This window comes from Selenomonadales bacterium 4137-cl (assembly GCA_032334055.1).
Taxonomy (GTDB): Bacteria; Bacillota; Negativicutes; order Sporomusales; family UBA7701; genus Anaeroselena; species Anaeroselena agilis.
The window spans coordinates 1,255,492-1,275,460 of record JAUOZS010000001.1; the positions used below are offsets into that span (position 1 = coordinate 1,255,492).

The window sequence follows — 19,969 nt, forward strand, 5'->3', positions numbered from 1 at the left end:
GCCGATTGTAAGGTGTCGGTCTTTTTCTATACCCATGTGAACCGATTTTAGTATCAAACAAATCTCAAGGAGGATTAGTAGTGTCCAAAGCAGAAACCCTTAAAAGGCTCACCGCACCGTTCTCGCCGAAGGATATTGAGTGGCGGATTATGCGGAGAACCAAGGACGGCACAAAAGCTGCCGTTATGCCTTTCGTCGATGCCAGAACTCTGGAAGAGCGGCTAGATGCAGTCGTGGGACCGGACAACTGGTCGGCACAGTACAGCCCCGTCGATATGGGCGTAATCACCATCGACACCAAGAACGGCCCCAAGGAAGTTGACGCAAAAGGTTTTCTCTGCACCATCACCATCCGCATCAATGCGGGTGAGAACCTCATCGTCCGCACCAACGGAGCCGGATGCACCGACATCGAACCCATCAAGGGCGGCATTACTCAAGCCTTCCGGCGTGCGTGTTCTTCCATCGGTATGGGTCGTTACCTGTACGACCTTCCGGACTTCTGGGTTCCGGTTGACCAGTACGGCAAGTTCACCCCTCCGCAACTCCCCGCTTGGGCTTTGCCTTCGGCTACGCCTGCACCCGCCGCAGCGGCTCCCGATATCGAAGATGACGGCGAACCGGATGAGGACTTCGACGGTAGCGAACCCATCGATGATGACGGCTCCAACGATAACGATCCGCTCATCGACTTCGGCGTAAACCGTGGCAAACGGTTTTCCGAACTGACCGGACGGTATGTGCAATGGCTTGCCAGCACCTGGACTCCGCAACCAGGCAATGCTCTGCACGAACATATCAAACAACTGGCGGTTCAAAGAGTAGCCAACTAATAGGCGGAGCCGGGGTTCAATGCCCCGGCTCTCTCTATACTTAGTATTATATTATATATAATATATATTATATATATATTAATTAATACTTAAAGAGAATTATATATGTCTTTAATAATACTGATAATTATCAGTATATATAAATCTTAGTATTCGTAATCCTAAAGGATTACTCATACTAAGATGGTGTTTCTCACCGCCAAAAGTTTTAACGGTTAAGAGAAACGAATGGCGGTTCAAATGAACCTTGACACGAATCACCGCCGAGTGCTAAACTGGATGTACAGACCGAACACATGTACGGAGGTGAGCCAATGACGTTGGACGAGTTCATGCAACTACCGCCTAACCTACAACTAGATAGGGCGGTGAAGTTGTTCATCGAGGTCTGTACGGCGGAACCCCTATTCCTACCGACCAAGAAAATCAATCCTGTTTACTTCCGCATTCGCAACTATATGGCAAGCCAGAAGGTGTCTCCGGTATCGGTATGGGAGTTCCTCCAGACATGGGAGCCTGGCTCCTTGATTTCAGTCGGCGAATTGATGGTACTGGCCAGAGACTTCCAGAACGCCAAGCGGTTCAGAGAGGGGGTGCAGAAAACCAAGCAGGCCGACATCAAAGAGTACGACCAATACCATCTAGACATGTTGAGGTGACAAAGTGGGCAACATTGCCGAAGTAATCATCGCCAAGGTCGATCCGGTGGAGTACCTTACCTATAACTACGGAGTCAAGTTCCGCAAAGAGCCACGGTCATACCGCTCCCAATGTCCGGTGCATGACGGCTCCAGAGGCGACAGCTTCTCCGTACTGGGGAATAGGCTTACTTGCTTCGCCTGCGGCTTCTACGGCAACATTATCGACGCGGTGGCGGAGATAGAGGGCATCGACCAAACCTCCGCCATCGAGAAACTGGCAAACGAACTGAATCTGCCGATAGGTAGCTACGAGGAGTTCCAACGTCAGAAGACGCTTGCCGAACAGAATAAGGCCAAGCTTGCCAAGTACCGCCGAGGAATCACCCCCTACAAGGACTATCTCAATGGGGACAGATCGATATCGGATGAAACCATCGAGGCTTTGCAACTGGGCGGCGACATCGATGGAATCATCATCCCCCTCATCAATTTGCAAGGCCAAGTGGTGGCTTTCGCCAGGCGGAACATGAACTACAAGGCCAAGGGGCAACCGAAGTACACCAACACCCGCAATAACGAACTGTACGAGAAAGCCGAGTTCCTCTACAACTTCAACAGGGCGTTGAAGGAGATGAGGAAGCAACGTAGGGTTTACGTCTGCGAGGGCTACTTCGATGCGGCGGCAGCCGACCAACAAGGACTTCCCTGTGTGGCCTATGCCTCTGCCGACCTGACCAGAGGCCACATCAAGGCTTTGAACGAAAGGGCAGAAGACCTATATCCCCAGTTTACCTTCTTTCTGGCGCCGGATAACGACGAAGAAGGTCAGAAGCGTATCCCCCGGATGCGTGACAAGTTCCGCCAATTGGCTCCGAGAGCCAACGTCAGGGTGGTGCTACTGCCGGAGGGTATCAAGGATTTTAACGATGCCCATCACGCCGGAATCCAGATCGGTGAGCTGCCAACCGAACCCCTTGACCTCTATGTACTAAAAAAGATAGTTAGTGACTGTCAGGGCGAGGACGAGGAATTCACAGCCGCCAAGGAGTTCATGTCCACGGTGACCAACGAAATCGTCAAGGCCGAATGCGCGAAGTACCTGTCGCATAAGTGGCAACGCCAAGAGGACACGGTGCAGGGGTGGCTACAGGCCAAGTCCAACGACGATGACATGGCGAAGAGGTTTAAGGAACCGGAAGCCGCTATCGATGACCTCCTTGCCCTCTACGCATCCGGAGCCATGACTCTGGGATGGGAAACCATCGACTGGGGAGCCAACTCCTTCTATAAGACCGAGGTAATCATCCTAGCGGCACGCCCTGGCGTAGCGAAGACATGGATAGCATGTATGGTGGCCTTGCATCTGGCGATCCGCGAGAAGAAGCGTGGCATATTCTTTAGCCTTGAGATGTCTGCCGGGAGCCTCTATAACCGAATGGTGGCTATTTTCCTTGGCAAGCCGATGTGGGAAGTTGAAAAACTAGTCAAGGAGAAAGACCCAACGGTACTAAATATAAAGGCGGCTTTGGAGAGTCGGCTCTATGTGGTGGATGACAACGACATCAACGTAGAGATGATGGACAAGATTATCGCCTACGCTAACCAACGGAAGTTTGATGAGCCGTGCGATTTCGTGGTCATCGACTACATGCAATTTATTAAGGGTTGTTCCAAGTACGATATTTTGGCGGAGGAAACCAAGGCTCTCAAGCCGCTTGCCAAGAAGAACAAGTTATTGGTCATCGCCCTCTCCCAAATCTCACGCCAAGGCCGAGACTACGAGAGGCCGACCATGGAGATGCTCAAGGGGGCCGGTGAACTGGAACAGACTGGAGACACAGTTGGTGGCCTCTGGGTTCCCGGTAACAATCCGGAACTGTCCGATGCGGAGCAGAAGAAGTTGGACGGCATCATTATGTTCGGCTTCCTCAAGCACCGCAGGGGCGCCAGAATCCGTGACGTAGCCCTCCGGTTCGATACCGCCACTACACGCATCGTAGAGGTCAAGGAGCAAGCCGAGGTAGTAGTACAGAAGAAGAGGAGGACGCAAAATGCCAAACCTAAAGATTCCGCTCAAAGCTAAAACCCCGTTACTGTTTATCTGCTACGCCCTGTGTATCACCATGATGGTCGTGGCGTTCATGGAGGTAATGACCAAGGATTATGGCTCCGCCTTATTTAGTGCCTTGGGAGCCGTGGGTTGGGGATGGGCTTGGCCTAGCATCATCGAAGAACTCTCGGAAAAATAATCGAATATGTGTTCGATTTTTTTACCCAAACCTATTGTAATTCGTATCAAATGATGCTATACTAGGGTTAGTGAAATACTATATTAGACGAAAGGAGGTTCACCCAAGAGTTGATAACCCACCTATCACCTTCCACGGTGCAGTCTTACCGGAAGTGTGGTAGACTCGTGTATTACCGGAAAATCATGGGACTCCCTGACACAACCGTATATGCGGCTACTGCCTACGGAACGGCTATCCACCGATCCATCGAAACTCTCCTCCGTGAGAAGAAGATGGGCTTCATCCCCTCAGTAGACGAAGTTATCCACCTATTTGACCAAGAACTCCGTGGCCTAGCCGACACTATTACGGTCTGGGGCGAAGACACCAAAGAACACCTGTTTGAACAGGGCGCGGCCTCACTTGATGAGTTCTGCAAGAAATGGTTGCCTCGTATCGCCCCGGCGGAGATCGAGAAGGAGTTCATGGTTCGAAGGGAAGGCCGGATGCCCATCAAGTGCATCGCAGACTGTGTAGATACCAACGATGCGGTCTGGGACTGGAAGACCGGACGAGGATTCACAGGTACTGCCAATTCGGCGGAGTATGGACTAAATATGGCTACATACGCCAAAGCCTTCTACGATGAACACGGCTACTTCCCCAAGTCCATCCGGATTCTACGCACCAAGTGGAACGGTAAACTCAACCAGGCGACCCGCAAGAAAAAGTGGTATCACTCCTCATGGGAAATGGATGAACTGGTCATCCCTCCGGAAAGCATCCCCTATTACATGGGACTCTACGACGAAACAGAAAAGGGTATTGCAGCCGGAGTCTTCCTACCCATCTCCGATGGAGGTGGCCTGTGTAAGAATTGCTCCTATCGAGGCAACCCCTGTGATGTCCACATCGTGGAGGTAGGCAAATGACCCAGTTACCTTCGCCCCAACTCAAGATAGGCTTGATAGGCCGGATATGCTCCGGTAAGGACACGGTAGGGGAGGTTCTCATCAAGACCCTCGGCTACCAGAGGTTCGCCTTCGGTGACCCGATCCGCTCCGTCTATCAAGTATATCTAGACGGTGGATGGCAACCTGCCTTCGAACTCCTCTGCCTCTATTCCGACACCATAGCAAGATTCACCACCACCGCCACCACCTTTAAGGACATCGCCAACAGTTCACCGACTCGGCGTGAGTTCCTCCAGAAGGTGGGGACATGGGCAAGGCAGCTTGACGATGACATCTGGGTTCGCACCACCTTCCGCCAACTCCCTTATTTAGTACAGGGTTATGGCGTGGGTGCGGTCTGTACCGATGTCCGCCGCCGCAGGGAGTACGAAGTCCTTCGGGACGCAGGTTTCAAGTTCATCCATGTCACCGCCCCGGAAGCCATACGCCGTGAGCGTATGCTTGCCAGAGATGCGTCCGCCGACACCTCGGTATTTGGACATGTCTCGGAACAGGAAATCGATGAAATCGGCAAGATGGCACACGCCACCGTCGAGAACGACGAAGGCAAGGCCAAGCTACTGACCGCCACCTTCGAAGCCATCGACACAATCCGGCAGTCTTTTTTTACCCCCTAGTGATACTAAAAAAGAATCAAATGAATCTAAGGAGGAATCAGAATGAAAGACAATCTCGTACAGTTCCCCATCCAGGTAGCCAAATCCGACCTCGCCCTCGGCGACAAAGTCCGCGCCACCGCCATTCCGTCCGATATCAAGGATGAGGAAGACCTGGCGAAGTTCTTCGGTCAGATCATCGGCAAAGAAGGCTATGTCGCCCACCTCATCGACGGCAGCGACCGTGTTGTCATCGACTTCGGCGGCACTCGCGGAACCCCCGGCCATGTCGCCATGTCGCCGGATGAGTTCAAACTCGTCGCCAAGGGTGACGGCAAGGTCTTCGACTGGGGACGTAAGTGGAAGATGGAAGAGATCGCCGTCCTCGCCTCGATCCCGCAGGATGTTCTCGCTGAGAACCCGATGGCGGAAATGCTCAAGGGCATCCCTGTCAAGGTTATCAAGTCTGGCCTGCCCGACCACGACTACCAAGTGGTCCTGCCCCTCGGCCTCGGTCATGTCTGCGTGAACGAAGACAACCTCGTTACGCCGGATGACTTCAAGGCCCAGAAGGCCGTTGCTGTCGCCCCTAACCTTCACTAGGAGGTGGGGGAGATAGAGTGTGAAGTCTTTAGCAACTGCCAAAACAGAGTCCTCTGTTGGCGTTGCGACGATTACGCCCTCTACTATCCCCTTGACAAAAAGATTAAATGCCCTCGCCAAGTGAGGGTCAAAGAAGAGCGAAAGCAAGCGAAAAAAGAGAAGAAGCAAACCTCCGCATCCAAGCGCGGCAGAGCCAATCGCAACGCAGGGAAAAGGGCGGAGAAGGGTCTTGAAAACCTCTTGACCAGTTGGGGCTATGAGTGTCGCCGGGTTCCATTGTCTGGAGCATTAAAAGGGTTAAACCTTGTTGGATGCTTGGATGACAAGCTATCCGGCGACCTTCGCCTAACTGTCGGGGGTAAAGAGTTCAAGATCGAGTCAAAGAAGAGGGCAGACCTAAACACCTATTACAGGATGGTCGAAGAAACAGGTCCATTCGTTATCGATGGCTTTTGTATCGTGATGGGTGAGCAGAACTTCGAATTCCTGCTAAATGGTGCAAGGCTTTCGCCGGATACCGTACTACCCGACAAACGGTTCAAGCGGCTCCATGACTGGTTCGACCAAGACGGTAGCGACATTGTCGCTATGAAGTCCAACCACCGCCAATGGCTGTTCGCCATCACACTAAATAAAGCGAAGGAGTTAGCAACATGACCAAGCCCGAAGTGCCGGAAGCCATCCAGCCGTATGTGACTTAGTTCACCGACCTCTGCAAGAAGATTGGGGACGGCGCAGGTATCCCCGATGTAATCGTCGCTCTGATGATTACTAACGCCGCAGAGGCTCTGGAAGACCTCCTCAACGACTACGCCGAAGGCGACGAGGCCAAGGAGCAGGACATCATCGATGCTCTCAAAACCTGTATTCGCGGCGCCCACGTTGCCGCCCAGATCGATAACCAATTCCCGCCGAACTAGGAGGAAAGAACATTGTTAGCCTTCCAAAGTGAAAAGGACAATCGCATCGTAATTCCCGGCATGGGTACTTTGGAAATCGGCTCGTACACCGACAAAGCAGAGAAGGAAGTCTTCGCCATCTACTTCGAGGACACTTCCAAACGCCGGAAACGTACTGGCGGCGAAGACGGCGGTACTCAAGAGGTTGACCAACGCTATCTATTAGCTAGAAAGGCCACCTTTGCCGAAGCCCAAGAAGCCATGCGGAACATCGCCAACGAGATGCGTGAGACTGGCAAAGTCATCAAGGTGATGTAATGGATTACGGAGAAATCCGTGAAGCTTATCTGTCCCTCCCAGATAACGACCTGTATGGGGCTTACATTCTCAAAACGCAGGCCGTTACCTTACAGGAGACTTTCGAATCCGAACTAGCCCAAATCCGCCACATGGCAAACGACTTCAAGGTCGATGTGGACTTCACACAGGCCAGGCGGTCCAAGGAACTGGCTCCGGATAAAGTCAACGAGGGGGAACGCCTGTCCAAGCAAGACGAGCAAGTCTTGCAGGCCAAGCGGAACTACAACCAAGCACTTCTCGCCGTAGAACTCAAAGAAGCACAGGTCAGGTTCCTTGAAAAGGTATACTTCGACTGCCGTGCCTTACTTGCCAGAGGGGAGAAGAAAATCCATTCAGACCGGAGTGAGTGATTGTTGCAGAAGACTCGCAAACTCATCTGGGACTACATCAAGAAATCCTCATGGCGTGTGAAGGAAAACGCAAATATGACCTTTAGCCATTCCGGAATGGTAGGCTTCGTGGCGAACTACTGCATCTCCGACTTCGTCCTCGCCGAAGTCCTACCGCCGGAAGCGGCGGAAGCCCACACCGAAGGTTATATCCACATCCACGACCTGTCCGGAGGGACGCAGGACTACTGCATGGGCATCGCCCTGGATTCCCTCCTGTACAAGGGTCTGGAGGATGGGGAAGTTCCCAGACACTTCCTCTCCGCCATGGGCATTATGATGAACGCCCTGTACACCATCTCCCAAGAGGTGGCCGGAGCTGTGGCCTTCAATGCGGTAGACGCATTAATGGCTCCGTACATCAAGAAAGACAAACTCAGTTACGACTGGGTGAAGCAAATCATCCAGACCATCATCTACAGTATCAATGTCAAGGGTAGAATCGGCTTCCAAGCACCGTTCTGCAACTTCCAGTTGGACATCACCGTCCCCAAGCGGCTCAAAGACCAGACGGTGGTCATCGACGGCGAGGTAATGCCGTTTACTTACGGCGACTGCCAAGCGGAGATGGACATGTTCAACAAGGCTCTGCTTGAGGTGATGATGGAAGCACGCCGTGTCCTCTCCTTTCCGGTCATCAACATCGGCGTGACCCGCGACTTCGATTGGGATTCGCCTCTCGCCGAAACCATCTTCCGGGCTGTCGGCTCCATGGGTCAACCCACTATAAATAACTATGTTAGTGGAGAGTACGACCCCGACTCCGTGAAGAGCATGTGTTGCTCCCTCCGCCTAGATATGACTAAATTATTCAAACAAGCCGGTGGACAGTTCGGCAGCGGAGATAACACCGGATCGATAGGCGTGGTGACCATCAACATGCCGATGCTTGCGGCGGAGGCCGCAGGGGACAAGGCCAAGCTGTTCGACCTCATCGACCACTACATGGACATCGCCGACATCGCCCTGACTGAGAAGCGCGGCTTTATCGAGATGATGATGAAGAACGGTATGTTCCCCTACCTCAAGCGGTTCGTCGATGACTTCTCCAATTTCTTCTCGACTATCGGGGTTATCGGCCTCAATGAGATGTGCCTAAATATGGGGTTGCCGGATATCAGTCACGATGAGTCGGTTCTCTTCGTGGAAGAGGTTATGGACCACATGAACTCCAGACTGGTTCACTACCAAGAGATGCGAAAGACTTTCTACGGTTCGTATCGCGGCGTGGTGTACAATCTGGAGTTGGTTCCCGGCGAAGGTGCTACCTACCGCCTAGCCAAGCACATGAAGAAGAAGTACCCCAACGCCCACACCGCCAATGGCACAGGCGGCATGTACTTAACCAGGGGATGCTGGCTCCCTGCCGACAAACAATTTTCGCTACGCTTCTCTGCTCAACACCAGAGCAGGCTCCAGAAGTTATTTAGCGGGGGTGCGAACTGGCAATGGCACTTTGGTCAAGTCATTCACGACTGGAGAGCCGTCAGGGACATTATCTACAAACTGGTCAACGAAACGGAGTTGCCGTTCATATCCCTCTCGCCAGTCATCGCCGTCTGCCCGATCTGCGGCAAGCTTCAAGATGACAGGCAATGGTGTGAACACGAACTCACGCCGGAGCAAATCGCCGAACTTCGGCAAAGGGGGATTGAGATTGATGAAACCCGCTAAAGGATTTTATTTCTGGGAACTGGTTCGCTTCAATATCGGCCGGGACTACGACCCTAAGTTAGTAGGCATGGTGGGCAAAATCCACCGCCAGTACGCAGGGGTGTAACCATGAGAATCTTCAATACGCAGGTTTACGGACTTCGTGAGAGCCTCATCCGTTCCGGTTATCCGATGTCTACCGAGATTCCGGACATGATGGAAGCTATCGCCCAGGCGGACTGGGTGAATGTCAACGACAGGGCATCGCGGCTTGGACAGTCCACGCCCGGCTCCGGTCACGACTGCTTCCTCAAGGGCATCCGTGTTCAATGCGATATCGAAGCGCCGTCCTACTGGTGGCCCCAGTTCCAACGCTATCACTTCGCCGACATCATATCGTCGCAGAGCAAGATGCACAGAATAACCAAGTTCGATATCTCCTCCCAATGCACCGAGGATGTCCACCCGATGGCAATCGCCCTCGCCGAAGACCATATTGCTAAATATATCAGGGGCGAGATAACCATCGACCAGATGATGGCGAATATCCCCATGGGTTTGCAGCTCACCGCCGGAATTGACCTCAGTTACCTGCAAATCAAGACGATGTGCAGGCAGAGGGACGCTCACAGACTGGAGATGTGGAGGATATTCAAAGCATGGGCAAACACCCTACCGATGGCAAGGATGTTAGGCGTGGTAGTGTAGGCAAATGCCTACGGTGCGGCGCCGAAACGATGCCGGAGGCCAGTCAATGCACGAACTGTGGTCAAATTCTAGCTAGGAGGTTCAAGAAGCGTGACCTTTCACGAAAGAGTATCCATGTATGCGGATATCTGCGGCAAAGCGATGAGCGAAGCCATGGACAAAAATTTCACCGAAGCCAAAAGCGTTGATCCTTTCGAATTCTTCTGCGGCATGGTGATAGCCATGGATATCTTCCGCAAACAGGTTCTGGGCGGACAGGAAAACCCCCTCAATCTTGTATCCAAAGTCAATGAGGCGGTCTTCACCATCCTTCTCGCCGATATGGCAAAGGGCGGCAAGGTGGTAGTTAGTGAGGCCGAAGGGGGGTAAAAGCCGTGAAGCAGAAAGTGCAGGTGCGAACTGAACGTTATCTCCGGTGTGTGGGCTACTACGCCAAGGAATCGTCCCTCAACGAGGGCAAGCGCCAGGAGTTCGCAGATCGCCAACCCTTCGTAAGCTAGGAGGGGTGCTATGAGGTTAGCGGGGGTTGTGCCAGAGGTTGTGACTTGCTATCCTGCCATGGCTACGGAAGTGTTCTTCCAAGGTTGCGACAGGGGGTGCAAGGACTGCCACAATCCCTCCCTCCTCCCCTTCGATGGGGGAGAGGAGTGGGGCATCGAGCAGGTAGTCAACGCCATCGATGACTGGTCTGGGGTAATATCTCTGACAGGCGGTGATCCCCTTCGCCAAGGGGCCGACTGCAAAGCATTGGCACTTCGGCTCCGCGAGTGCTACCCAGGCAAGCAACTGTGGCTTTTCACCGGAGAGGTTCCGGAGCGGCTACCACTATGGGTTTACCGGGTCTTCGACGTTATCAAGACCGGTCCCTATATATATTATTTAGCAACAGGAGGCTTCCCGGCCTCATCAAACCAACAACTTTTGCAAAGGGGTGTCCACTATTAGATGGAGCCTATAAAAGTCGTAGTCAAGAAGAACCAGGACAAAGCCGTCCTACCGGAGTACGCCACTGATGGTGCGGCCTGCTTCGACCTCGTGGCAGCGGAGACTGTGGTAATACCGCCGGGGGAAACCAAGAAGATAACCACCGGACTCATCTTTGAAGTTCCGGCAGGGCATGTGATGCGTGTCTATCCCAGAAGTGGGGTATCCCTCAAAACCCCCTTGCGGTTAGCCAACTCGGTTGGCATCATCGACTCCGACTACCGTGGCGAGGTAGCCATCCTTCTGACTAACACCGCCTCACGGAGCCAACACTTCTCCCATTGTGTCTACGCCATCGACGGTTCCGAACTCTCCTATGGCCCTTACGGCGGCATCCCCTATGACCAGACCTACGTCATCCGGGCGGGGGAACGCATCGCACAGGGTGAGATTATACCTCTGCCGAGGGTAGAATTCGTAGAGAACGAACCATCCGCCACCAAGCGTGGCAAGAAAGGCTTCGGCTCTACGGGTACATGATACACATCTTCCTCGTTGATTATGGCGACGAGGGACACTACTACAGATTCCTGACAAAGGGCGATAAAGAGCGGATAGAGCAATACCTTCGGCAATTCTCCAACGATGTAAGATTCGTCGATACGAAAGCAGAAGACAAGAAAACGCCCAGAAAAGGCAAAGCAATCCCAGGCGGCTTCATCCTCAAGGTTACTTATGGCTATGACAAGTGCGACACGTTTAGTTCGCGCAAGTCGAAAGCGGACCCGGATGTGAGACACCATGCCATATGACCGGATTGAGGCAATCCTAACCGAGGTGAAGGAGGGGCGGTTGTCGGAAGCATCCGCCGTCCGCCGTCTGGAAGCTATCTATGAACTGGATGAAGAAGATCAGAGTAGGCGGCAACGCCAAGTGGCTGAGAAGGTAGCCCCCCATATTCGGCTATATTCCGCCTCTCCGGAGGAGGTATTGCTGGAGAAGGAACGCCTCGCCACCATCGCGGAGTTTTACCACAACTTCAAGGAGCATCTATCGGAACGCTACCAGACCCTACTAGACTTATATATAGTGAGCGGTTGGAGCCTTGCCAAGGTAGCGGACGAGATGGGCATTGAGAGACAGACCGTCAACAGTTACTTGCAAAAAATCCAGAAAAAATTCCGGAAATGGGCTTACAAAGACCCCAAAAAAATCCCTTATATATGGGGGGACATTTACGACTCCCTTCAAGGTAGGGTTCGTGAAGTGTATCATACCTCCACCTCCAAGCCTCCGGGGCTACCGTTTGAAAGTGCTATGAAGGTGGAGAGTGCAGGATGGTACACCACGAAACAATATGGGCAACGCAAAACCATCTACGGAACAAAGACGGAATGTCGGTTGCAGGAATACTTCCGGAGCCGTTTCGGAGATGACATCACAACCTGCCCATTACTATGTGGGAGGGTTAGATGTACAAGCACCATGAAGACGCTCTCAATGCCATCACCGTAATCAAGCGTGTGGATGCGGATGAAGTAAGAGTTATCGACCTGGCGGATATACATTACGGCGCACTAGCGTGCCTCAAGACTAAATTAATTAATTTAGTGCAGAGGATACTGGCGATTCCCAACCTGTTCGTCATCATCGGCGGTGATTCCACCGAGTCCGCAAATACCGTTTCAAGGTCTAGCCTCTACGACGAGGCTTGCCACGGTAGCGACCAGATTCTTCAACTCCGCGAAATACTTAAACCTCTGGCGGATGCCAAGCGGATATTGTTCGTCCGTTCCGGCAACCACGGAATGAAGAGAGCCAAAGCCACCAACGGCATACCGCCGGAACAGATGCTTGCAGCTCTCCTCGATGTGCCGTTCTTCCGAGGCGGCGGCATCGTGATACTGAACGCCCGAAAGAACCAATACATCATCGCCACATGGCATACCGGAAAGGCTCCGGCAAGATTTGCGTGGCTACAGACCAACGTCAACTTCTTTGAGCATAAGCACGATGTAGGGCAGAGAACGGTTCTCTTCGCCACGCCCAACCGCCTGACCAAGCAATGGCTAGTGAGGCCGACCATAAACGTACAGACCTCCAGCTTTCTGGGATGGGCCGGTTACGCCATGGACGAGGGATACGCACCCTTGCCGAACCATGTACCTGTCGCCGTGTTTAGCGGACGCAAAGAGGACTGGGATGTCTACGTTCTGGATGACATCCGGTTACTTGAACGTAGCCTTGGTATGCCCTAAAGGCACGGAAGAAGCATCGTTTGATGCGCGAAGAGAATCAAGAAAGGACGCTTGTATGAGCATTAACCAGGGATTGTTTTCTTCTGCGACAGACGAATGGGCAACGCCCCAAGACCTTTTTGACCAACTAGATAAGGAGTTTGGCTTTGAGGTCGATGTCTGCGCCCTTCCCCATAATGCCAAGTGCGCTAAATATTACAGCCCTGAGATGGACGGTCTTTCTCAAACTTGGCGTGGGGTTTGTTGGATGAATCCGCCCTATGGCAGAACAATCGGACAATGGGTGAAAAAAGCTTACGAATCCAGTCTGTATGGAGCAACGGTGGTTTGCCTTCTGCCAGCGAGAACAGATACCAGTTGGTGGCACGACTACTGTATGAAAGGCGAAATAAGGCTAATCCGTGGGCGGCTAAAGTTCGGCAATAGCAAGAATAGCGCCCCATTCCCAAGTGCCATAGTGATTTTCCGCCCGAAACCATCGCCAGTTCCTAAACTTAAACGACTAAAGCTTGGCTCCCTGTTCGACGGGATCGCCGCGTTCCCTTTCGCTGCCAGGATGTACGGAATCGAATCTGTCTGGGCAAGCGAGATAGGGCCTTTCCCCATTAAGGTCACATCCTTCTGGTTCCCCGATATGAAGCACCTTGGCGATATAACTAAAGTTAGTGGGTACGACATCGAGCCTGTCGATATCATCACTTTCGGCAGTCCCTGCCAAGACCTCTCCATCGCCGGAGAGCGGAAGGGTCTTGATGGTGAACGTTCCGGCCTGTTCATGGAGGCCATTCGCATTATCCGAGAAATGAGGGAAGCGACGAATGGCGTATATCCAAGAATCATTGTTTGGGAGAATGTCCCCGGAGCCTTTAGCAGTAACAAGGGTAGAGACTTCCAAGCCGTTATCGAGGAAATCCTCGAATGTCCGGTTCCTCTTCCTCGATCTGGACGATGGGAACCAAGCGGAATGGTCGTCCGGAGAGGGCGCTCTCTTGCGTGGAGGGTTCTCGATGCCCAATATTGGGGAGTCCCCCAAAGACGTAAGAGAATCTTTCTTGTCGCAGATTTTGGAGGTCAATCCGCACCCCAAATACTATTTGAGTGGGCAGGCTTGCAGGGGGATTCTGAATCGTGCCAATGCCAGGGGCAAGCAGATACCGGATTTACTCCGCCAAGCTTTGGAGCAACAGGCACAGAACCCATAACCTTTAGCGTGGGCAATCTCGTCCGCCGCGCCGATGCAGACCCCGACGATAGCGGAATCGTGAAGACGCTCCGCAGCGACATGGGCGACCAACATCCCTGTCTGGTGGAGCCGTCCTTACTAGATATATCTAGTACCTACCGAATCTCTTACGCCATGCAGTCATTCGGAGAATACAAGCAATCGGAGCAGGCATCCTCTCTCAAGCAAAGGGACTACAAGGACGCAACCGACCTTGTCTTCGAATGGCACAACCAGGATAGCCGTATCACAGGCCCCATCGATGTCGCCTGCACCCTCAACACCAACGCCAACGGCAGGGAGGGGCATCTGGTAGCCATACCGATTACGGACAAGGCAACTAGATATAAGGGCGGCGGCCCGACCCGCAACAACGATGGCTCTGGCAACGGTCTGGGCATAGGCAAGGATGGCGACCCATCGCCAACCCTCACCGCCAACGATAAGCATTCGGTATTCGACGGCTACTACCGTGTCCGCCGCCTGACTCCTCTGGAGTGTGAAAGATTACAGGGATTCCCAGATGGGTGGACGGACATGGGCAGCGACACCGCCAGGTATAAAGCACTAGGCAATAGCGTGGCAGTACCGTGTGTCCGGTTCCTGATGTGCCAGATACGCCGCTTCCTCGCCATGCCGATTCACTAAATATAGCGGAGGACAACATGGTCTATATTGTGCTGAGTAGCAATGGTATTTACGGCGGCTACACCGACGAGGCCAGAGCCAAAGCCGTGATGGAACGGTTCAACGACGATGAACTGTACATCGCACGGAAGAAGAATCCTGACACGCCGATGTTCCACACCAACATCGTAGACGAATCCTTTGTCTACGTCTACGAGGACGAGATGTTCGTGGAAAAGATTCGGGACGAGAGGTATTACGAAGACCCGAACAAGATGGAGTAGGACGCGGAGCCTCGATGAAACCGAAACTGGAATCGTTGAGGCTCTCCTCTTACTAACTATATAAGTCTTTAATTCTTTATAAAGAAAAATCTTTATAAAGAATTAAAGACTTATGCAACTCAAGGTTTTCATGTTTGCTAGATATATATATTTAGAATTAGGACTTGCCTGCCTGGCTGATCGCAGCAGCTCGATCCGGGGCGAAGGTCAAAAGCCCCAATGCTAAATACATGTATATCGTATCATTTGACACGCCACCAGAATCAATTGGAGCCTGTCTGCCTTGAGAAGGGGTATGGGGGTATAGGTTGATACCCAAGCCGTATAAAAAACGCCCACAGGGCGAATATGGAGGTCACAGGATATGAAACCGAAGAGGATTGAACTGGACAGACTAGCCGGATGTAAAGGATGCACGAAAATCTGCCAATGGAGAACTGCCTGTGCCGTCAAGACCAAAGATGATTCCGCCATGCTTTATAGGTGCAATAGCCAGAGGATAGAGTCGTGAACGTCTACGTCTGGATATGTCCGAAGTGTGGACGCAAGGTAGAGATGCTAGTCAAAACCCATGGGTGTGTCTGCAAGTGCGGCAGAGCCATGGAAGAGGCAAAAAAAATAAGCCCCCACGCCGAAGCGTGAGGGCTATTTCTTTGGCTTTCTCTAGTGGATAACTACCTCTTGGAGTTCCATACCGATACCATGGGTATATCCCCAGTCCTTCACTGATTCAAGGTTAGAGGATATTTCGTTATGTACTGCCTTGCGAACCTCATACGCCAAGTCCTGTTGCCGAATAAGCATCTCCTTTGGGGTGAGTTCCTCATCCTCGGCATCGACAAGGAAAATGCAGGTGACTGGTAGGGTGACCTTGATTTTAACTTTCGCCATGGTCAATTCCCCCTTGTTATGATTATAACCGCCATCTGGTGAACGCACAACCCATAGAGCAGAACCAGGGTGGCTATCTCAATCACCCTAGCCATTAGCAACTCTTCTCCGGTCTACGAAGGTGCAACCGCAACCAAGAACGGCAGAAGTGGAGCCGTCATTGTAGGTCAGGACAGAGGCGAAGGAATATTTCTTTCCACACCGCAAGCACTTGCATTCTTTCTGGTAAAGCTTGGCCTTGACTATCTTTCTCATTGTGACCTCCAATCACAAAGGGAGCCTTGCGGCCCCCTTTGCTAAATATAATATATTTAGTTTTAGCCGATCTATCGGATCTGAATTGCTACTTCACCGACATGATGGCTTGGTAGCAATTGTTGCAGATATCCGGATACAGGGTGGAGGCATCTCCTACAGGGTATTCGCCGCCGCATTCTTGGCAGATGAAGGTGACAATCTCGTTGTCATTTTCCCATGTGTCCTCGCCTGTGCAGATGATGCAATACCCTTTGGTGCTAGGTATCTTCGACTCGTTGTATTCGGTCAACGCGCAATGGCAGGTTTTGCAGTATGACTTGACTATGGTCTGGCCTTTGGGTTTTCTGCCAGTCGATGTTGAAGGGAAGTATGAACCACGCCGCCGTGATGATCTCGTATCCCAGTCATAGTCTTTGTAGTATCCGCCGTATCCGCCGCCGTAATATCCGCCGACATACTTGAATACCTCGGCAGGCGGCGTGCGAAGCATTTCCTTGATCTTGGAGATGCAATCCCTCATGTGGAACAGGTTGATATATTCCTGCTTAGTGTGGGCTTCATAGTAGCCGATTGAAAGGTTGACTCCGGATATCCCCCATGAAGGGCATAGGGTCGAGATATCGGAGAAGGAACCATAGGCTTCCATCCATCCGAAAGTCTTGACATACTTGTGAAATTCCTCGTTACGGTCAGAGTAGAATACGCAATCGTTCTTGCCTTTACGGTCTAGTTCGATGATGTACTTCACATCCGGAGCCTTGGGCATTGCTTTGACAACCGCCCTAGCACCTTTGCACCCGCTTTCCTCATCGGTGCAGAAGAGTAGGTGCGGCTTGTAGCAGGAGATTTCAAGCATGGCGTATACGCCACACCTGTCATCTCCGCCGATCCCTTGGGGCGACCATAGAACGCCTTGCTTCTTATCGTGAAAGATATCCTTGGGCTTGCCGTAGTGTACCGTGTCAAGGTGAGAAACAAGGAGGATGGGGACATCCCCCTTGGCATAGATAAAATCATCATTGGCGGTTACTTCGTAGCCTCTGGCCTCAAGGACTTTGGGGATGAGGGTCAGGAGTTCCTTTTGGCTCGATTTTAGGATACCTTCGAAGGTGATGGATTTTGTCATGGCTTATGCCCTCCTCGCTTGATTTAGTGCTTCGCCGTAGCAGGTGCGGCAATAGTTAGCACCGTTGTACTGGTAGGTTTGGCTTCTGCGGTGGATTACGCGACAGGTCTTGCAGATACGGTAATTGGCGTTGCGGCATTTTTTGCAAACGCCATCAAGCGTGGTGGACATGGATTCCGGCATGTGCCATTCGTGGCAATCGCGGCATTGTCTGGCGCCGGACTGTTGAAGGCAATGCGGACACATCCGGACACGACTACCATCCTCGCGGCGGATATACACCAAGCGGTTTTCGCTAGTGGATTGGCCGCAATTTGGGCAGGAGCAACGATTCCGGCAATCGCTACAAAGGAAAGAACCTCCGTTTGACACGTTATTTACACCGCAGATGGGGCATTTCGGGGATGTGCCGACATGAATCTTCGCAGGTTCTTGCAGGGCAGGCCGCATCCGCACGCCGTAATGATTTCCCGACTGGCCGCGATATTGCCATCCGGACTGTACGTCATGGTAGTGGGTGGAGCCTCTGCCGCCCTCGTAGGTTTCGTGCAGGTTATTTTGTTGCTTAGTGACCATCCATTGGATGGGCTTGCCGTTGATTTTGCGGAACAGAGCCTGTACCATTTTGCGAACCTCTTTGTTGAGTACAGGGTTTTCGGTGGGATATTCACGGCTAAATATAGCCGTTTGACTGGGGATATCGATATAGACCATCTGCCGCCATTGTTTGGAATTCCACTTGAATTCCTTGCCGTTGTGCAGATAGGCGACTTCTTTGCCGTTATAGGCATAGGCGACCATAGACACCTTGTCCGCCATGTAGGAAAGCACACCACCTTGATACATTCCGCCTATACGGTGGCAGGACTGCCAGTCATTCTGGTTATAGGACATCGTCAGGTAGTCAATCGGGTCTATAGATAAGACCACCTTTCCGGTGGCCTTGAATTTTTGGACTATTTCCGACCAGACAAGGTCGAAGGCATCGCGGATACCTCTTTCTTTGCCACGCAGGACATATGTGCCGGAATCCGGCAGGAGGGACTTGAGAACCGCACCAAGCTTTTGGCCTTTGTTGTACCGTTGCAATCCCATTTCGGTGGCCTGTTCTTGGGTGAAATTACTGGTATTCTTGGGGATATCGGTATAGTCACCTTCATAGCCGTAGTCGCTAGGGTTAATGACTTTACGCAGAGCCTGAAATACCGGAGAGGGAAACAGAGGGTTAAAATCGCGGATGTACTGGTCAACGACCGCGACAACATCTTCGCGGCTAGGTGTTACAACCAATTCCTTCTCGACTTTCAAGCCGCCAAGCAGATTGTACAGGTCGGCCTTGTTCTCTTGCCATTGGGCAAGCAGGGCATTAGGGGAATCCGGCTTGTGCCGCGTGAACGCTTGAATTACCTGTTCATAGCGTTCTTTCTGTTCTTGCGTGTACATGGTTAACCTCCTTCGTTTTTTGTGCCGCCAGGGCGGCTGCCAGGGACGAGGGAGGACTAGCTATATATATTTAACTAATCCTCGCTAATCTCCACATCATCTTCGAGGGCATCCATCGACAGGATGTAACGGACGGCCTTTTCGGCTTGAGCGGTGGCAAGCACCATCGCCCTCGGGTCATTACGCAGGTATTGGAGCCAATGTTGGATATAGGCGACAGAGTTGTCCATGGTGCGCCTAAAATCCATGCCGCACATAGCTACAAGCATTGACGCGCCAATTTCGGCAACTAATTCTTCCCTGCTATACGGGTCAGTCCCAAAGGCCGGATTATCCGCTACTGTCGGTCTGTTAAGCCGTGCCGCGTGGCCTGTGCTATGCACGAGTTGATGGAATAGGGTGGAATGGTAAGATTCAGGATTACGGAAATTGCTAGGAGAGGCTATTTGGACACGGTCAAGGGATGGAGAATAATCTGCATCGCCTCTGCCGTGTTGTATGGTCGGCTTGTTAGCCATGAGCCGCACGACATCCGCCGCTATCAAGCTAGGCCGAACATTCCGGACTACCTCGCCGCCTGTCCATCTTAACTCTAGGCCGGTGGTCTGTGTCTCGATGTTGAAGACTGTGTAATAACGCAGGTACGGCGTTCTGACGGTCCTTTGCGTGCCGTCTTCCTCGGTCACGGTGCGGGGGATAATCTTCCAGTAGACCACGGTAGTACCTTTGGCACCTTTGTTCACTCTGCCGCCTGCCTGCGAAATGGCCTTGAAAGTGGCGTATTCGCCTGCATCAAGCAGAATGCGGTTAATGCCGTTATACGGCTTGCCGGATACCCATGAAACCGCCTGTTGATGAGAGCCGCCGGAGAGCGACCACGGCTTACGCCATGGTAGGGTATTGGTTGACATCCGGCGTTGAATCTCATCCGAAACCATTTTGAACACGAAATCTTTGTCGCTTACCGCCATTGTTGTCCCTCCTCAAATTTTTGAGATTTTACCAGAGCCAGAGCCATGAAACCAAACATGCCAAAGATACCAAGCAGA

Annotated in this window: 26 protein-coding genes; 22 read left to right on the top strand and 4 right to left on the bottom strand. The window is 52.2% G+C overall.

Translation table 11 applies throughout. The features are described 5' to 3' along the window. The first annotated feature begins 80 nt into the window (after positions 1-80). From Q4T40_06555 to Q4T40_06660, 22 genes are all read left to right on the top strand, one after another. Positions 81-833 carry a Rad52/Rad22 family DNA repair protein gene (locus Q4T40_06555; protein MDT8900893.1) on the top strand — a complete coding sequence of 251 codons (753 nt, stop codon included), beginning with the start codon at positions 81-83 and terminating at the stop codon, positions 831-833. A 314-nt stretch (positions 834-1,147) separates the two neighbouring features. Then, positions 1,148-1,492, top strand: coding sequence for a hypothetical protein (locus Q4T40_06560; GenBank protein ID MDT8900894.1), 345 nt, complete (start codon positions 1,148-1,150; stop codon positions 1,490-1,492). A gap of 4 nt (positions 1,493-1,496) precedes the next feature. Beyond that, the gene (locus Q4T40_06565; protein ID MDT8900895.1) at positions 1,497-3,557 is read left to right on the top strand and encodes a DnaB-like helicase C-terminal domain-containing protein; all 2,061 of its coding nucleotides are present in this window, start codon (positions 1,497-1,499) and stop codon (positions 3,555-3,557) included. Beyond that, the gene (locus Q4T40_06570) at positions 3,526-3,723 is read left to right on the top strand and encodes a hypothetical protein (GenBank protein MDT8900896.1); all 198 of its coding nucleotides are present in this window, start codon (positions 3,526-3,528) and stop codon (positions 3,721-3,723) included. Before Q4T40_06565 ends, Q4T40_06570 begins: the two co-directional genes overlap by 32 nt. A gap of 110 nt (positions 3,724-3,833) precedes the next feature. Further along, positions 3,834-4,637 (top strand): PD-(D/E)XK nuclease family protein, encoded by an 804-nt coding sequence (locus Q4T40_06575; GenBank protein MDT8900897.1) that lies wholly within the window; start codon positions 3,834-3,836, stop codon positions 4,635-4,637. Then, positions 4,634-5,296, top strand: a complete 663-nt coding sequence (locus tag Q4T40_06580; GenBank protein MDT8900898.1) for a hypothetical protein — start codon at positions 4,634-4,636, stop codon at positions 5,294-5,296. The genes Q4T40_06575 and Q4T40_06580 overlap by 4 nt, the downstream gene beginning before the upstream one ends. Positions 5,297-5,338: 42 nt before the next feature. Then, positions 5,339-5,878: a hypothetical protein gene (locus tag Q4T40_06585; protein MDT8900899.1), complete on the top strand. Its 540-nt coding sequence runs from the start codon at positions 5,339-5,341 to the stop codon at positions 5,876-5,878. Between the two features lie 120 nt (positions 5,879-5,998). Next, complete coding sequence (locus tag Q4T40_06590) at positions 5,999-6,535, top strand: hypothetical protein (protein ID MDT8900900.1); 537 nt, start codon at positions 5,999-6,001, stop codon at positions 6,533-6,535. Positions 6,536-6,642: 107 nt separating this feature from the next. Continuing rightward, a complete protein-coding gene (locus Q4T40_06595; protein MDT8900901.1) occupies positions 6,643-6,798 on the top strand; it encodes a hypothetical protein in 156 nt (51 codons plus the stop codon). A gap of 12 nt (positions 6,799-6,810) precedes the next feature. Continuing rightward, entirely contained in the window at positions 6,811-7,095 is a 285-nt protein-coding gene (locus tag Q4T40_06600; GenBank protein ID MDT8900902.1) for a hypothetical protein, read from the top strand. Then, positions 7,095-7,487 (top strand): hypothetical protein, encoded by a 393-nt coding sequence (locus tag Q4T40_06605; GenBank protein ID MDT8900903.1) that lies wholly within the window; start codon positions 7,095-7,097, stop codon positions 7,485-7,487. The genes Q4T40_06600 and Q4T40_06605 overlap by 1 nt, the downstream gene beginning before the upstream one ends. Next, entirely contained in the window at positions 7,488-9,200 is a 1,713-nt protein-coding gene (locus Q4T40_06610; protein MDT8900904.1) for a ribonucleoside triphosphate reductase, read from the top strand. Beyond that, complete coding sequence (locus tag Q4T40_06615) at positions 9,184-9,306, top strand: hypothetical protein (GenBank protein ID MDT8900905.1); 123 nt, start codon at positions 9,184-9,186, stop codon at positions 9,304-9,306. The genes Q4T40_06610 and Q4T40_06615 overlap by 17 nt, the downstream gene beginning before the upstream one ends. Positions 9,307-9,308: 2 nt before the next feature. Then, on the top strand, positions 9,309-9,887 hold the full coding sequence (locus Q4T40_06620) for a hypothetical protein (GenBank protein MDT8900906.1): 579 nt from the start codon (positions 9,309-9,311) through the stop codon (positions 9,885-9,887). A 90-nt stretch (positions 9,888-9,977) separates the two neighbouring features. After that, the gene (locus Q4T40_06625) at positions 9,978-10,256 is read left to right on the top strand and encodes a hypothetical protein (protein MDT8900907.1); all 279 of its coding nucleotides are present in this window, start codon (positions 9,978-9,980) and stop codon (positions 10,254-10,256) included. A 5-nt stretch (positions 10,257-10,261) separates the two neighbouring features. Further along, positions 10,262-10,387: a hypothetical protein gene (locus tag Q4T40_06630; protein MDT8900908.1), complete on the top strand. Its 126-nt coding sequence runs from the start codon at positions 10,262-10,264 to the stop codon at positions 10,385-10,387. Between the two features lie 10 nt (positions 10,388-10,397). After that, entirely contained in the window at positions 10,398-10,832 is a 435-nt protein-coding gene (locus Q4T40_06635; protein MDT8900909.1) for a 4Fe-4S cluster-binding domain-containing protein, read from the top strand. Further along, a complete protein-coding gene (locus Q4T40_06640) occupies positions 10,833-11,351 on the top strand; it encodes a hypothetical protein (GenBank protein ID MDT8900910.1) in 519 nt (172 codons plus the stop codon). A 393-nt stretch (positions 11,352-11,744) separates the two neighbouring features. After that, positions 11,745-12,326, top strand: a complete 582-nt coding sequence (locus tag Q4T40_06645) for a sigma-70 family RNA polymerase sigma factor (protein ID MDT8900911.1) — start codon at positions 11,745-11,747, stop codon at positions 12,324-12,326. Further along, positions 12,284-13,069 (top strand): hypothetical protein, encoded by a 786-nt coding sequence (locus tag Q4T40_06650; GenBank protein ID MDT8900912.1) that lies wholly within the window; start codon positions 12,284-12,286, stop codon positions 13,067-13,069. Before Q4T40_06645 ends, Q4T40_06650 begins: the two co-directional genes overlap by 43 nt. After that, positions 13,014-14,939, top strand: a complete 1,926-nt coding sequence (locus Q4T40_06655; GenBank protein MDT8900913.1) for a DNA N-6-adenine-methyltransferase — start codon at positions 13,014-13,016, stop codon at positions 14,937-14,939. The genes Q4T40_06650 and Q4T40_06655 overlap by 56 nt, the downstream gene beginning before the upstream one ends. A gap of 17 nt (positions 14,940-14,956) precedes the next feature. Beyond that, positions 14,957-15,202, top strand: a complete 246-nt coding sequence (locus tag Q4T40_06660) for a hypothetical protein (GenBank protein ID MDT8900914.1) — start codon at positions 14,957-14,959, stop codon at positions 15,200-15,202. A gap of 663 nt (positions 15,203-15,865) precedes the next feature. On the opposite strand, the gene Q4T40_06665 is transcribed toward Q4T40_06660, so the two are convergent. From Q4T40_06665 to Q4T40_06680, 4 genes are all read right to left on the bottom strand, one after another. After that, complete coding sequence (locus Q4T40_06665) at positions 15,866-16,093, bottom strand: hypothetical protein (GenBank protein MDT8900915.1); 228 nt, start codon at positions 16,091-16,093, stop codon at positions 15,866-15,868. A 343-nt stretch (positions 16,094-16,436) separates the two neighbouring features. Continuing rightward, complete coding sequence (locus Q4T40_06670; GenBank protein ID MDT8900916.1) at positions 16,437-17,477, bottom strand: M28 family peptidase; 1,041 nt, start codon at positions 17,475-17,477, stop codon at positions 16,437-16,439. A gap of 3 nt (positions 17,478-17,480) precedes the next feature. Continuing rightward, a complete protein-coding gene (locus Q4T40_06675) occupies positions 17,481-18,920 on the bottom strand; it encodes a hypothetical protein (GenBank protein ID MDT8900917.1) in 1,440 nt (479 codons plus the stop codon). Positions 18,921-18,994: 74 nt separating this feature from the next. Continuing rightward, positions 18,995-19,891 carry a zincin-like metallopeptidase domain-containing protein gene (locus tag Q4T40_06680; GenBank protein MDT8900918.1) on the bottom strand — a complete coding sequence of 299 codons (897 nt, stop codon included), beginning with the start codon at positions 19,889-19,891 and terminating at the stop codon, positions 18,995-18,997. Positions 19,892-19,969: the final 78 nt, after the last annotated feature.